The organism is Streptomyces sp. NPDC007905, from assembly GCF_042959345.1.
Lineage (GTDB): Bacteria > Actinomycetota > Actinomycetes > Streptomycetales > Streptomycetaceae > Streptomyces.
In genome coordinates, this window is record NZ_JBIBKS010000003.1 from 274,780 (window position 1) to 289,023 (window position 14,244).

Here is a 14,244-nt window from a genome sequence, read left to right on the forward strand (position 1 = left end):
CCCTTGCGTGACGTCACGCCGCCGGCACCGGGCCGAGCTGCCCGTCGACGAACTGGGCCAGCGCGCGGACCGTGGGGTGGTCGTGGGTGAGGGAGGCCGGCAGGGGCAGCCGGAAGGTCTGCTCCAGGGCGGCCTTGACCTGCTGGGCCATCAGGGAGTCCAGGCCCAGCGACACGAACTCGGTGGACACGTCCAGCTCGTCGCCCTCCTCCAGGTGCAGGACGGCGGCGACCTTCTCGCGGACCACACCGGTGACGGCGGCCAGGCGTTCGGCCCCGGGCAGCGCGGCCAGCGCCGTGAGGTCGAGGCCGGTGCCGTCGTCGTCGGGGGCCTGCCGGGCCAGCCGGTCGTAGAACAGGTCGCCGGTGACGCTGCCCGAGACGTAACGGTCCCAGTCGAACTCACCGACGATCCGCTGGGTGCGTGGCCTTCCCCACAGCCGGGCCAGGGTGTCCAGGGCCCGGGTCGGGGAGAAGAAGCGGACGCCGCTGCGTTCGATCTCCTGGCTGAGGTGCTCCTCCAGCCGGGCCGACATGCCGACCCGGGCCCAGGCGCCCCAGTTCACCGAGAGCCCCGGCACCCCGCGCCGGCCGCGCCACTCGGCGAGTGCGTCCAGCGCGGCGCTGGCGGCGGCGTAGTGGCCCTGCGTGGCGCCGCCGAGGACGGAGGCGATGGAGGAGTAGGTGACGAAGAACTCCAGCTCGGGGAAGGACTCCTCGGCGGCCTCGTGCAGCAGCCAGCCGCCGTAGGCCTTCGCCGCCAGCTGGGCATCGATCGACTCCCAGGTCAGCTCGGAGACCAGCTTCTTGTCGTAGGAGCCGGCGGCGTGCACGATCCCGCCGAGCGGGTACGGGCCGGCCGCGAGGTGCCGTACCAGGCGCTGGACGTCCTGCGAGCGGGAGATGTCGGCGCGTACGACGTCGATCTCGGCGTCGGCGGCGAGGTCCGCGAGGAACGGGGAGGCCTCGTCGGTGGCCCGGCCGCTGCGGCTGACCAGGGTCAGGTGCCGGGCGCCGAGGGCGACCAGTTTGCGCGCGGTGACCAGGCCGAGGCCGCCGAGACCGCCGGTGACCAGGTAGGTGCGGTCGGCCCGGAGGCCGGTGGGGCCCTCGTCGACGGGGCCGGTCCGCTCCTCGGCCGGGTCCTCCGGGAGCGTCACCCAGGCGCGCCCTGCGGGGTCGGACAGGGCGGTGCGCAGGGCCTCGCCGGTCTCGTCCAGCCGGAAGCGGGGCGCGGTGTCGTCGGAGCCGGTGGCGTGCACCACGGCCACCGCGGGGACGGTGAGCGTGGAGCGGAACGTGCCGTCGTGGCGGACGAGGACCTCGTCGCCGGCTGCGAAGCCGGTGCCTTCGGCGGCGGCGAGAACCGTGCCGCGGGCCAACCGGCCCAGCAGCGGCGCGGGTTCCTCCTGGGCCCCGTCCTCCTCCGCGCGCTCGGCGCGGCCGGTGTCCAGGGCGGTGCGGGCGTCCTCGGCGGTCAGGCCGACGGTGTGCACGCGGACCTGGACCTCCTGGGGCCCGGGCGCCCGGTCCGTGACCGCGGCGAGTGCCAGGTCGGACAGGTCGCCGGAGTCGGGGGCGCGCAGTTCGAAGCCGCCCTGCCAGGTGAGGGTCGAGTCACCGGCGAGCAGCCGGCGGACATAACGGCGGCCGGGGCGGTGGGCGACCTGGTACTCGCCGGACGGCTCGGACCGCCACTCGTCGGCGAGCGGGGCGAGGCCGCTGCCCGGGGCGAGGTCCACGAGGGTCGCCCGGTACTGCGGGTACTCGGTCAGCAGCACCCGGCCGAAGCCCCACAGGGTGGCCGCGCCGAGGTGGCCGCCGTCGCCGGCCGGGTCGCCGGGCAGCCACTGGGCGCCCTCGGTGACCAGCCAGAGCCGGGGCGGCCGGGGCGTGCCGGAGGCGTCCAACACGCCGATCAGTGCGAGGAGTTCGCGGTAGTTGTCCTCGCACTCCGCGCGCAGCCGGCCGACCGACATCGGGGCCGGGAGCTGCCGCCAGATCCGGCAGACGTCGGTGACGGTGGGGTCCTCCAGCGCCGCCTTGAGGTCCGTGAGGTCGGGCAGCCAGGTGACCTTCAGGCCGGGCTCGGCGGCCAGTTCGGCGGCCCGGACCGCGGACGGGTCGAGCAGGACGACGTGCCGGGCCGGCGCGTGCTCCTTGGCGGGCAGCGCCCGGCGCACCCAGTCGGGGCGGTGCAGGAACTGGCGGCGGCCACCGCGGCCCTCGGGCCGGGCCATGCGGACCCCGAGCAGCTCGGCGACCGGGTCCCCGTTCTCCAGCAGCAGCACGTCGGCCAGGCGCCGGTCCTGCTCGCCGCGGACCCGGGCGAGGACACGCAGGTTCTCGCCGCGCGGCTTGCGGAAGTGGCGTACGGAGGCGATCTCGCGCGGCACGAACACCGGGCCCTCGGGGTCGAGGACGACCAGGGCCTGGACGGCGGCCTCCAGCAGCTCCGCCGGGACGTGCTCGACGGCGGTGGCGTCGCGGCCGGTCAACTCGCCGGTGACCAGTGCCCCGGCAGGCAACGTCTGCCCTTCGAGGAGCGGCGTCCGGTGCGTGCTCTCGGCGTGCCGGCCGGAAGCCTGCGTACTGGACGTATTCGGGCTTTCGGCCGCTGCGGCGAGTGGGGGTGCCCCCTGCTCGAAGAGCTTGGGGGAGCGTGCCGGGCGTCGTGACGGGGCGAACGTTGTTTGTTGGGGCGCTGCGTCGGCGTGCCGGGCGGCGCGCAGCAGGAGCCGCATGCGGGGGCCCTGGGGGCGGCCGACGGAGGCGAGGTCGGTGTAGATGTCCTCGTCGTCGATCCGCTGCCCGGCCGGGGCGAGTGTTGCGTCCAGTTCGGCCAGCTCCGAGACGGGCACGAGGGGTTCGCGTTCCGCGGCGACCACGGCGGTGGCGTGCAGGTTCTCCTCGCCGCCGACGACCGTGAACACCTCCACCTCGGCGCCGCCGCCCGGCCGCGGCCGCCAGCGGGTGGTCAGCGCGGTCAGGGTCTCGGCGGGCAGCTCCAGCGGGGTGAGCAGCTTCAGGTCGCGGACGGCGGAGCGGGCGTGGCCCTGGACCGCGTCCTGCACGGCGAGCAGCAGGTCGACGTAGGCTCCGGCCGGCAGGACGGTACGGCCGCCGTCGGCGAGGTCGGCGAGCGCGCCGAGTTCCTCGGTGGTGAACTCCGCGTGGAACTCCCGTACTCCGCTGGCGAACCGCTCCTCGACGCCGAGCAGCAGGTGCCGTGCGGTGCCGTTCGCGGCGGACTTGCGGGGGGTGGCGGTGGGCAGCCAGTAGCGCTTGCGCTGGAAGGCGTAGGTCGGCAGGTCCACGCGGGCGGGCACGGGGTGGCCGGCGTGGTAGGCGGCGAAGGAGACGCCCAGCCCGGCCGCGTAGTAGTCGGCGAGGGCGGTGAGGGTGGTCGCGGTGGTGGTGTCGCGGCGGCGCAGGCTGGCCAGCCACAGGTGGTCCTCGACCGTGACGCTGCGCCGGGCGAGCGCGGTGAGCCCGGCCTGGGGCCCGATCTCGATCAGGGCGTGCCGGCCGCGTTTGGCGACGGCCCGGATGCCGTCGAGGAAGCGGACGGGTTCGCCGATGTGCCGCACCCAGTAGTCGGGGTCGCCGATCTCGCGGAACCGGGCCAGGCGTCCGGTGACGTTCGAGATGAGACTGATCTTCGGCTCGTGGAAGGTGATGCCGTCGAGGGCGGCGCGGAAGTCGTCGTAGACCTCGGCCATCAGCGGGGAGTGGAAGGCGTGCGAGACCTTGAGGCGGTCGACGCGGACGCCCTGGCCCTCCAGGATGGCGACGACCTCGTCCAGCGCGGCCGTCGCACCCGAGATCACCGTCTGGTCGGGGGCGTTGATCCCGGCCAGGGCCAGGTCGGCGTGGCCCTCCAGCAGGGGCGCGACCTCCTCGACGGGCGCGGCGACGGCGGCCATGCCGCCCTCGGTGCGCACGGCCTGCATCAGCCGGCCGCGGGCGGCGACCAGCCGTACCGCGTCGGGCAGGCTGAACAGGCCGGCCACGGCGGCGGCGACCGCCTCGCCGATGCTGTGCCCGATGAGCACGTTCGGGCGCACGCCCCAGGCCATCCACTGCTGGGCGAGCGCGTACTCCAGGGTGAACAGGGCGGGCTGGGTGTACTCGGTGCGGTCGATCGCCTCCGGATCGGCGGCGGTGCCGAGCAGCAGCTCGCGCACGGAGCGGTCCAGGTGCTGGGCGAACAGCAGGTCGCACGCGTCCACCTGGGCGCGGAAGACGGGCAGGGCCGCATAGAGGGCGGCGCCCATGCCGGCGTACTGGGAGCCCTGGCCGGTGAACATGAACGCGGTCTTGCGGATGCCGGAGGGCCCCTCGTGCTCGGCCTCGGCGGCCTTGTCCAGCAGCCGGACGAGCGCGGCGCGGTCGGCGACGGGGGCGGCGACGCGGTAGGGGTGGTGGGTGCGGGTGGTGTTGGCGCTGTGGCACAGCGCCGGCACGGAGAGGTCCGGCCGGTCGTCCAGCAACTGCCGGTAGCCTGCGGCGTGCTCCCGCAGGGCGGTGGCGTTCTTCGCGGACAGGGTGAACAGCGGCGCGGCACCGTCCTGTGCCCGCGGCTGCCCGGCCGGCTCGGGCGCCTGCTCCAGCACCACCGCGCCGATGGTCCCGGCGAACCCGAAGCTGTTGACGACCGCGCGCCTGACCTCGGCCTCCCACGGCTCGCAGGCGGTGGGGACCCGTACCGGGTAGAGGTCCCAGGGGATGCGTCCCGAGGGGGTGTTGAGGTTGATGTGCGGGTAGATCGTGCCGGAGCGCAGCTGGAGCACGGTCTTGATGACGCCGACGATGCCGGAGGCGGGCTCCATGTGGCCCAGGTTGGTCTTGACCGAACCGACCAGCACCGGCCGGTCCTTGGTGTGGGAGTCGACGAACACGTCGCCGATGGCGCCGAACTCGATGGGGTCGCCGAGCGGGGTGCCGGTGCCGTGCGCCTCGACGTACTGGATGTCCTCGGGCGCGAGGTGGGCGGCGGCCAGGGCGGTGCGGATGACCTTCTCCTGGGCGGGCCCGTTGGGCACGGTCAGGCCGGCGCTGTCGCCGTCCTGTCCGACGGCGGTGCCGCGCACCAGGGCGAGGATCCGGTCGCCGTCGCGCTCGGCGTCGGAGAGCCGCTTGAGGACGACGATCCCGCAGCCCTCGGCGCGCGCGTAGCCGTCGGCGGCCTCGTCGAAGGTCTTGCACTGGCCGTCCGGGGAGAGCATCTGGGCGTTGGAGAACATCACCGGGATGCGCGGGTGGTGCAGGGCGTTGACGCCGCCGCACAGCGCGATGTCGGTCTCGCCGGCCCGCAGGGCGTTCACGGCCAGGTGCAGCGCGACCAGGGAGGACGAGCAGGCGGTGTCGACGCTCATGCTCGGGCCGCGCCAGCCGAGGAAGTAGGAAAGGCGTCCCGACAGCGGGAACATGGTGATGCCGGAGGCCAGATGGCCGTCGAGCTCCTCGTACGGCAGCGAGTCGAGTTCGAGCGCGTAGTCGATGGAGCTGGCGCCGATGTACACGCCGCCGTTGCCGCGGCGCAGCGGTGCCGGGTCGATGCCCGCGTGCTCCAGCGCCTGCCAGGCGGTCTCCAGCAGCAGCCGCTGCTGGGGGTCCATGTAGCGGGCCTCCTTCGGGGAGATGTTGAAGAAGGCGGCGTCGAACAGGTCGATGCGGTCGAGGAACCCGCCGGCCGAGGCGCGGATCTTGCCCTTGTCGTCGGGGCCCTCGGGGGTGAACGCGTCGACGTCCCAGCGGTCCCGCGGGATCGGGACGATTCCGCTGCGGCCCTCCTTCAGGAAGGCGTCGAACTCGTCGGGCGAGCCGCTGCCGCCGGGGAACCGCAGACCGATTCCGACGATCGCGACCGGCTCGGGCGCCTGCTCTGATTCCGTACGCGGCATGGAGCGACTCCTCAAGCTTCCTGGATGGCCTGGGTCAGGTGGTCCACGAGGTGGGCGATCGTCGGCTCGTTGAAGAGCACGTTGACGTTGATCGACAGGTCCAGGAGCTGCTCCAGGCTCTGTCGTATCTCGGTCAGCCGCAGCGAGGTGAGGCCGAGATCGAAATAGCTGATGTCGAGGGGGAGATCCTCGGAATCGTCCATGAGAAGTACGGCCTTGAACTTCTCCAGGACGATTGACTCGATTTCTTCGGCGAGCTCACTGCGCGGCAGGTCGCGCAACCGCTCGATCGTGCTGTCGACAGGTGGCATGCGGTCATGCAAGCAGCGCCGGCTGACGCCCCACTGACGACCCGAGAGCGCTTCCTTGGCCGGATCGACGCGGTCAGTCACGCGTCAGCGCGGGGTCAGATTCCGCTGTCAGGCTCGCATTGCTTCAAGAAATCCACACGCCATATCCGAAAGGCTGAAGATGCTTCGCGAAGCCGCGCAGGAGGAGAGTGCTGAGGCACCTTCCGGATTGAAGAGTTACGACCTCTATATCGCGGGCAAGGACGTCGCCGGGGACGGCTGGGTCTACACCGTGAGCGGACGCTCCCTGCTGGAAGACGTGTTCACCAGCGTGAGCCTGAAGCGCTCCCTCGAACAGGACCCGGAGTCCGAGGCGGCCAAGCACCCCTACGTCGTCGGGCGCTGCGCGATCGCGGACGACGCCGCCATCGACCTGGCCACCCAGGCGGCCGCCACGGCCGCCCCCGACTGGGCGGCCGTACCGCTGGAGCGGCGGATGCGGCTGGGCACCCGGTTCCGCGAGGAACTGATCAAGCACCAGGACGAGTTCCTGCGCATGCTGGTCGCCGAGTCCCACCCCGTGAAGCTGGCCCGCTGGGAGCTGAGCTGCCTGCTGCAGATCTACGCCCCGGGCTCCCTGCGCTGGTACCTGAAGCAGATGCGGGTCGAGAAGGAGTACAACGGCCGCAAGCTGATCCTGCACCGCCAGCCGGACGGCGTGGTCGCCTTCAACCCGCCGCAGAACGCCCCGCTGCCGAGCGCCGCCCTGTGCGTGCTGGCGCTGATGGCCGGCAACGCCGTCGTGGTGCGGGCGCCCCGCAGCATCGCGCTGTCCACCATGTGGCTGCTGCGCGACATCGTCGCCCCGCTGCTGGAGGAGATCGACGCGCCGGCCGGTGTGCTCAACGCGGTGTGCTCCAACCCGAAGCAGACCATGGACCGCTGGATCGCCGACCCGCTGATCAACGACATCTTCTACATCGGCGGCAGCCAGGAGGGCCTGCGCTTCGAGCAGAGCTGCGTGGCGCACGGCAAGAAGCCGATCCTCGAACTCGCCGGCAACGACGGCATCGTGGTGTGGAAGGACGCCGACGTGAAGTGGGCGGCCGAGGCCATCACGGAGGCCTTCTACGGCTCGGGCCAGATCTGCATGGTGCCCAACTACGTGCTGGTGCACCCCGAGGTCGCCGAGGCGCTGATCGCCGAGGTGAAGGAGCAGGTCAAGGGCATCAAGCCGGGCCTGCCGGAGGAGGAGGACGTGCTGCTGTCGCCGGTCAGGCGCAGCGAGCGGTTCTTCCGGCTGCTGCGCCAGGCGCTGGACAACGGCGCCGAGCTGGTCACCGGCGGCAACCGCACCGAGGTCGACGGCACGGTGTCCGAGACGGGTGTGTTCCTGCAGCCGACGGTGGTGCGGGTGGACGGCCTGGACCGGGCGCGGACGTACGACGTGGTCCGGGAGGAGACGTTCTTCCCGCTGATCCCGATCGTGGTCCCCGAACGCGACAACGACGACGCGCTGCTGGAGGCGTTCCTGCAGTTCGTCAACAGCAACGACTACGGGCTGCGCAACTCGCTGTGGTCGCGCTCGGACCACGTCATCGAGACCTTCGTGCGCCGCGTGGTCAACGGCGGCCTGCTGAAGGTCAACGACTCCCACATCGGCTTCCTGCCGTACCTGCCCAGCCACGGCGGCACCGGCCGCACCGGCGGCGCCTTCGGCGAGGCCAACTACCCGATGCTCAAGACCTCCCACGTCCAGGGAGTCAGCATCGCCCGCGACGTGAGCCCGTACGACGCGGTCTTCGGCGCCTGACCCCCCGTCCACGTCCTCCGGAGGTTTCCCGTGCGTTCCCTCGATGCTGCCCGGACCGTCTGCGAGCGGTTCCACCCCGGACTGCTCAAGGAGCTGGAGCAGATTCCGTACACCGAGCGGGAGCGGCCCGGCAGCCCGGTGATCGACCTGTTCCGCATCCACGGCGGGGTCGGTCTGCTCATACCCGAGGCCTACGGCGGCCAGGGCGCCGCCCCGCTCGAGGCGCTGCGGGTCCAGCTGGCCCTGGGTGCCCTGTCGCCGTCGCTGGTCGCGGCCGTGTCCATGCACCACTTCACCGTCGCCATGCTGTACTCGCTGGCGGTCAAATCGGGCCGGCTCACCGGCGCGCAGACCGAGCTGCTGCACCGGATCGTGCCGGAGCAGCAGGTGATGGCCTCCGGCTGGGCCGAGGGCCGTACCGCGCAGAACATCCTGAAGCCGGCCGTGACCGCGCGTCCGGTGGAGGGCGGGTTCCTGCTGTCCGGCTCCAAGAAGCCGTGCAGCCTGTCCCGTTCGATGAGCCTGCTCACCGCGTCCATCGCCATCCACGGCGAGGACGGCGGCGAGCCGGAGCTGGCGCTCGCGCTGGTGCCCGCCGACGCGCCGGGCATGTCCGTGCACGCCTTCTGGGGCAACGACCTGCTGGCCGGCGCGGAGAGCGACGAGGTGCGCCTGGAGGACGTGTTCGTCCCGGCCGAGATGGTCGTCCGGGCCGGCGCAGATGACCCCACCCGCCTCGACGACCTGCAGTCCGCCGGGTTCGTCTGGTTCGAGATGCTGATCTCCGCCGGGTACGCGGGCAGTGCCGCCGCCCTGGTGGAGCAGGTGCTGGAGCGGCAGCGGGGCAGCGTCGAGGAGCGGGCCGCGCTCGCCGTCGACATGGAGGCCGCCCTCGCCCTGCTGGAGGGCGTGGCCCGCGGCACCGGCCCGGAGCCCGGCGACGAGGAGTCGGTGGCCCGTGTGCTGGTCGCACGGTACGCCGTGCAGAACGCGCTGCCGGACATCGTCGGGCGGGCCCTGGAGCTGCTCGGCGGCCTCGACTTCATCAGCAACCCGGCGAGCGCGCAGGCCGCTGCCGCCACTCGCGCCCTGGCCTTCCATCCGCCGTCCCGTATCGCCGCGGCCGAGCCCTTGCTCGCGTATGTCGGCGGGGGGCCGCTGGTCCTGGCGTAGAGCTCGGCCGGTTCGGCCGAGTGGGCGACCGCGGGCCGGCTGTGGCCGGTCGCGCGCACGCGGCGGCGGCCGCACATCGAGCACGGCCCCGCGCCCCTCCGGGGCGCTCCCCCACCCACCCTTTGGAGTGAGCGACACGTGACCGTCATGCAGGAGTCTCCGACGGCGACCGCCGCCGACACGGAGGCGGAGATCCTCAATCTGTACCGGGCCCACCTCAGCAAGGGCCGGGCCACACTCGCCGAGCTGTTCGGCAGCCACATGGAGGTGGCGTCCGAGGGCGCCTGGCTGACCACCAGCGACGGTGAGCGCTTCCTGAACGCCGGTGGCTACGGCGTGTTCATCATGGGCGCCCGCCACCCGATCGTGATCGAGGAGGTGGAGCGCCAGCTGCGTACCCACCCCACCGCGACCCGGATCCTGCTGGAGCCGACGGTGGCCCGCGCCGCGCAGGCCCTGGTGTCCGTGCTGCCGGCCGGTCTCGACCGCGTCCACTTCGCGCTGTCCGGCGCGGAGGCGGTGGAGACGGGTCTGAAGCTGGCCCGCGCGAACGGCCGCAAGCGGACGATCTCGATGCGCGGCGGCTACCACGGCAAGACCCTGGGTGCCCTGTCGGCGACCGCCAAGGACGTCTACCAGGCGCCGTTCCGCCCGCTCATTCCCGACTTCCAGCACCTGCCGTTCGGCGACGCCGACGCGCTGGAGGCCGAGCTGAGGGCCCACCCGGGCGAGGTCTGCGTGATCCTGGAGCCGGTCCAGGGCGAGGGCGGCGTCATCGTCCCGCCCAAGGGCTACCTGAAGCGGGTCGAGGAGCTGGTCCGCGAGTACGACGGCTTCCTGATCCTCGACGAGGTGCAGTCCGGCTTCGGGCGGCTCGGCGAGTGGTGGGGCGCCGACATCGAGGGCGTCGTCCCGGACGTTCTGCTCACCGGCAAGGCGCTCGGCGGCGGCGTGATGCCGGTGTCGGCGGCCGTCGCCACCCGCAAGGCGTTCCGCCCCTTCGACAAGGACCCCTACGTCCACACCGCCACCTTCTCCGGTCAGCCGGTGCTGATGGCCGCGGTGCAGGGCGCGATCCGGGCCGTCAAGGAGGAGCGCCTGGTCACCCGGGCCATGGACCTCGGCGCCCGGCTGCTGCCGCGGATCACGGAGGTGGCCCGCCGCAACATCCCCGAGCTGGTCGTGGACGTGCGCGGCCGGGGCCTGCTCATCGGCGTGGAGCTCGTGGAGGCCGGCCTGGCCGGCGAGCTGCTGATCGAGCTGTTCAACCACGGCGTGGTCGCCAACCACTCCATGAACGGCAGCTCGGTGGTGCGGTTCACCCCGCCCGCCGTGCTGGACGACACCGACGTGGACTTCCTCGTCAACTCCTTCGACCTGGCCACCCGCGACCTGATCAGGGGCGCGGCCAAGATGCCGGAAGGCGGTAACTGATCGTGCGGCACGTCGAACTCGATGCCCTGATACCCGCGGAGCAGGCCGAAACGGTCCTGCACGCCGTACGGCGCTGGGAGAAGTACCCGGACCTGGCGCCCCACGTGAACGCGACCACCGTGCACGCCTCCTACCCCGACCCCAAGGCCTCCTCCAGCTGGGAGCTGCACTTCCGCAGCGGCCTGCTGCGCTGGACCGAGGACGACACCGTGCTGCCGGACAGCGGTGAGATCCGCTTCGAGCAGTCCGACGGCGACTTCGACTCCTTCTCCGGGACCTGGTCGGTCCGGCAGTCCGGGGACGACGTGACCGTCCGCTTCGACGCCGACTTCGACTTCGGCATCCCGAGCCTGGAGGGCATCCTCGACCCCATCGCCGAGCGGGTGATCAAGGAGACCGTCGCCTGGGCGCTGACCGGCCTGTACCCGGCGGTGCGCATCCAGGGCGGCATCGAACTCACCGAGCCCGCCACGGTCGGCGCCCGGTAATCCGCCGAGGAGCTGACCATGGACCAGGCGAACCCCTTCGAGACACCCCGCACGTACTCGCTGCACCGCGCCGAGTACCTGGTGGGCCTCGCCGTCACCACCGGCCTGATCGTCTACCACTTCGGCGACATCCGCTGGCTGCCGGCGATCGGACTGTTCCTCTACATCGACCTGATCGGCTACGTCCCGGGCGCCCTCGCGTTCCGCAGGAGCGGTGGCCGGCCGATCCCCAAGGCGTACTACGTCCTCTACAACGTCATGCACAGCCTGATCACGCAGGGCGCGGTGGCCGCACTGTGGTGCTGGATGGTCAAGCCGGAGTGGGCGCTGCTGGTGCTGCCGTTCCATCTGTTCGGCGACCGCGGCCTGTTCGGCAACTTCATGAAGTCCTTCGCGCTGCCCTTCGAGCCGGTGCGCCAGGAGGGCTATCTGCGGCTGCTGGACGACCTGGGCCTGCCCCACCCGAAGCCGGTCGGGCACGTGCCGGACCCGGTCCCGGTCGGGCACGTTCCCGCCCGTGCCGTACGGGAGACGGAGGCCGTGCGATGACCACCGCGACCGACATACGCGCCGCCCGCCGCCCGGTCCGGCAGGACCCGGCCGAGCGCCGCCGTGCGCTGTACCACCTGGCCTCGCCGGTGTCGGTGCTCACCACCGGCCCCGAGGACCGGATGCACGGCACCACCGCCAGCACGGTGACCCTGGTCTCGCGCTCGCCCCTGCTGGTCGGGGTCGTCCTGCGGGCGGGTTCGTCCTTCGCCCGGCTGGCGGCCGCCGAGGGCCGGTTCGCCGTCAACGTGCTCGGCGGCGACCAGGCCGCCGTGGCCCGGCGGTTCGCGGACAGCGGCCGGCCGGACGGGGACGAGGCCTTCGCGGGCCTGGCCTGGACGGCGGACCGGTACGCGCACGCCCCGCTGATCGCGGGCGCGCTCGCCCACTACGTCTGCCGGTTCCACTCCGCGCACGCCGCGGGCGACAGCGAACTGCTGCTCGGCCACGTGGTGCGGGCCACCGCCGACGACGGGCTCCCCCTGTTCAGTTACGCCGGCGGGCTGTACGCCGGCTCCCTGCGCCCGGCGAAGGAGGCCGCCGCATCATGACCGCACCCGTAGCTCCCGAGGCGGACTGGGACAAGGCGCCCGGTCTGCTGGACGGCGCGAAGGAACTCACCCTCGGCCCCGAGGAGTGCGACCTCGCCTACTGGATCACCTCGGTGGCCCAGGGCACGCTGCGCGACCGCGGGGTGACCGGCCACCACGAGAGTGCCGTCACGCCCGACTTCCTGAAGGCACCCGGCCCGCTGCGCGAGGCGCTGGTGCTGGAGTTCGGTTTCCGGGCACTGGCGGAGGAGCTGGCCACCCGACTGCTCGGCCACTACGTCTCGATCGCACCCGGCATCCCCCAGATGGAGTTCTACGCCACCCAGTTGATCGACGAGGCCCGGCACGCGCGGGTCTTCCGGCAGCACCTGGTGGAGCTGGGCGTCCCGGCGGACACGCTGCTGAAGGACATCGAGGAGATGGCCCGGGACTACCGCAAGCGGGTCCTGGACCCGGTGGTGGACTTCACCCTGGACATCGTCCGCGACCAGGCCGACTTCCCCGGCGGGGTCGCCGTGTTCGCCATCATCATCGAGGGCGTGCTCGCCCCGGCCGCCGAGCTGAGCGAGCGCAAGTGGACCCCGCTGTCCCCGGCGACCGGCGAGATCTCGCGCGGCACCGCGATCGACGAGATCCGTCATCTCACCGTCGCCAGCACCATCCTGCGCGACCACCTGATCGAGCACCCGGAGTACAAGCCGCGGTTGCTGGAGATCCTGCGCTCGGGCGTGAAGCTGTGGGACGAGATCCCGGACCGGGAGTTCGTCATCCACCGCGAGGAGCTGTTCCAGGAGGGCATGCACCAGCACGCCGACCGGATCGGGGACTACGAGATCTGGCCGGGCGTGCGGCTGCTGGACACCACCGCCGAGCAGCGCTACGACATGGCCGAGCAGTGGACCGACGAGATGGCCGAGGTCCGCATGACGTACATGGGCCTGCCGGTCGAGGTGCTCGCCTCGGAGGCCGGCGCATGAGCACCGGCCGGGCCGCGGTCGTCACCGGCATCGGGTCGTACGTCCCGCCCAACGTGGTGACCAACGACGACCTGGCCGAACGGCTCGACACCTCCGACGCCTGGATCAGGTCGCGCACCGGGATCGCCGAGCGCAACGTCATCACCCCGGGCACCTCCACCGGCGATCTCGCGGTGGAGGCGGGCCTGAGGGCGCTGAAGTCGGCGGGCGACGAGCGGGTCGGGGCGGTGGTGCTGGCCACCACCACCCCCGACCAGCCCTGCCCGGCGACCGCGCCGCAGGTGGCCGCGCGGCTGGGGCTCGGGCAGGTGCCCGCCTTCGACGTGGCGGCCGTCTGCTCCGGGTTCCTGTACGGCCTGGCCTCGGCCGCGGGGCTCATCGCGGCCGGGATCGCCGACCGGGTGCTGCTGATCGCCGCGGACGCCTTCACCACGATCATCAACCCGGAGGACCGCACCACCGCGGTGATCTTCGCGGACGGGGCGGGCGCGGTGGTGCTGCGGGCCGGCGGCGCCGGGGAACACGGGGCGATCGGCCCGCTGGTGCTCGGCAGCGACGGCGAGCTGAGCCATCTGATCGAGGTACCGGCGGGCGGCTCCCGGCAGCGTTCCAGCGACCGGCCGGTCGACCCGGAGGACCACTACTTCCGGATGCTCGGCCGGGACACCTACCGGCACGCGGTGGAGCGCATGACCGCCGCGTCCAACGAGGCCGCCGAGCGCGCCGGATGGCGTCTCGACGACATCGACCGGTTCGTGGCGCACCAGGCCAACGCCCGGATCCTGGAGGCCGTCTCGGACCGGCTCGGCATCCCGGCCGAGCGGCAGCTGAGCAACATCGCACGGGTCGGCAACACCGGCGCCGCCTCGATTCCGCTGCTGCTCGCCGAGGCCACCGCCGAGGGCCGGCTCGCGGCGGGCCACCGAGTGCTGCTCACCGCGTTCGGCGGAGGCCTGTCCTGGGGCGCCGCCACCGTCGTCTGGCCGGAGCTGCAAACCATCTGACCGATCGTCAGCAACTCACATCGATCACTCATATCGATTCAGCGGTACGCGCGGCGCGTA

Annotated in this window: 10 protein-coding genes; 8 read left to right on the forward strand and 2 right to left on the reverse strand. The window is 72.5% G+C overall.

Going from position 1 to position 14,244, the window contains the following annotated elements:
- Positions 1-13: 13 nt before the first annotated feature.
- Together ACFZDC_RS07630 and ACFZDC_RS07635 are read right to left on the reverse strand one after the other, a co-directional pair.
- Positions 14-5,905: an SDR family oxidoreductase gene (locus ACFZDC_RS07630; RefSeq protein ID WP_391321164.1), complete on the reverse strand. Its 5,892-nt coding sequence runs from the start codon at positions 5,903-5,905 to the stop codon at positions 14-16.
- Between the two features lie 11 nt (positions 5,906-5,916).
- Positions 5,917-6,297, reverse strand: a complete 381-nt coding sequence (locus tag ACFZDC_RS07635; protein ID WP_391321166.1) for a phosphopantetheine-binding protein — start codon at positions 6,295-6,297, stop codon at positions 5,917-5,919.
- A gap of 79 nt (positions 6,298-6,376) precedes the next feature.
- Here ACFZDC_RS07635 and ACFZDC_RS07640 point away from each other — a divergent pair, with 79 nt between their 5' ends.
- The 8 genes from ACFZDC_RS07640 (at position 6,377) to ACFZDC_RS07675 (ending at position 14,184) form a co-directional block, all read left to right on the forward strand.
- Positions 6,377-8,008, forward strand: a complete 1,632-nt coding sequence (locus ACFZDC_RS07640) for an aldehyde dehydrogenase family protein (RefSeq protein WP_391321168.1) — start codon at positions 6,377-6,379, stop codon at positions 8,006-8,008.
- 30 nt (positions 8,009-8,038) lie between these two features.
- Positions 8,039-9,181, forward strand: a complete 1,143-nt coding sequence (locus tag ACFZDC_RS07645) for an acyl-CoA dehydrogenase family protein (RefSeq protein ID WP_391321170.1) — start codon at positions 8,039-8,041, stop codon at positions 9,179-9,181.
- A 138-nt stretch (positions 9,182-9,319) separates the two neighbouring features.
- Complete coding sequence (locus ACFZDC_RS07650; protein WP_391321172.1) at positions 9,320-10,615, forward strand: aminotransferase class III-fold pyridoxal phosphate-dependent enzyme; 1,296 nt, start codon at positions 9,320-9,322, stop codon at positions 10,613-10,615.
- Between the two features lie 2 nt (positions 10,616-10,617).
- A complete protein-coding gene (locus ACFZDC_RS07655; RefSeq protein ID WP_391321174.1) occupies positions 10,618-11,103 on the forward strand; it encodes an SRPBCC family protein in 486 nt (161 codons plus the stop codon).
- Positions 11,104-11,121: 18 nt separating this feature from the next.
- Positions 11,122-11,652 carry a hypothetical protein gene (locus ACFZDC_RS07660; protein ID WP_391321176.1) on the forward strand — a complete coding sequence of 177 codons (531 nt, stop codon included), beginning with the start codon at positions 11,122-11,124 and terminating at the stop codon, positions 11,650-11,652.
- Complete coding sequence (locus ACFZDC_RS07665) at positions 11,649-12,203, forward strand: flavin reductase (protein WP_391321178.1); 555 nt, start codon at positions 11,649-11,651, stop codon at positions 12,201-12,203. The genes ACFZDC_RS07660 and ACFZDC_RS07665 overlap by 4 nt, the downstream gene beginning before the upstream one ends.
- Complete coding sequence (locus ACFZDC_RS07670; protein WP_391321180.1) at positions 12,200-13,180, forward strand: VlmB-like protein; 981 nt, start codon at positions 12,200-12,202, stop codon at positions 13,178-13,180. The genes ACFZDC_RS07665 and ACFZDC_RS07670 overlap by 4 nt, the downstream gene beginning before the upstream one ends.
- A complete protein-coding gene (locus ACFZDC_RS07675; protein ID WP_391321182.1) occupies positions 13,177-14,184 on the forward strand; it encodes a beta-ketoacyl-ACP synthase 3 in 1,008 nt (335 codons plus the stop codon). The genes ACFZDC_RS07670 and ACFZDC_RS07675 overlap by 4 nt, the downstream gene beginning before the upstream one ends.
- Positions 14,185-14,244 lie beyond the last annotated feature (60 nt).

What these genes read in the sequence shown, in the direction of transcription:
- ACFZDC_RS07640 (WP_391321168.1), top strand. Translation starts at nt 6,377, where the DNA reads ATGCTTCGCGAAGCCGCGCAGGAGGAGAGTGCTGAGGCACCTTCCGGA.
- ACFZDC_RS07675 (WP_391321182.1), top strand. Translation starts at nt 13,177, where the DNA reads ATGAGCACCGGCCGGGCCGCGGTCGTCACCGGCATCGGGTCGTACGTC.
- ACFZDC_RS07660 (WP_391321176.1), top strand. Translation starts at nt 11,122, where the DNA reads ATGGACCAGGCGAACCCCTTCGAGACACCCCGCACGTACTCGCTGCAC.
- ACFZDC_RS07630 (WP_391321164.1), bottom strand. Translation starts at nt 5,905, where the DNA reads ATGCCGCGTACGGAATCAGAGCAGGCGCCCGAGCCGGTCGCGATCGTC.
- ACFZDC_RS07665 (WP_391321178.1), top strand. Translation starts at nt 11,649, where the DNA reads ATGACCACCGCGACCGACATACGCGCCGCCCGCCGCCCGGTCCGGCAG.
- ACFZDC_RS07670 (WP_391321180.1), top strand. Translation starts at nt 12,200, where the DNA reads ATGACCGCACCCGTAGCTCCCGAGGCGGACTGGGACAAGGCGCCCGGT.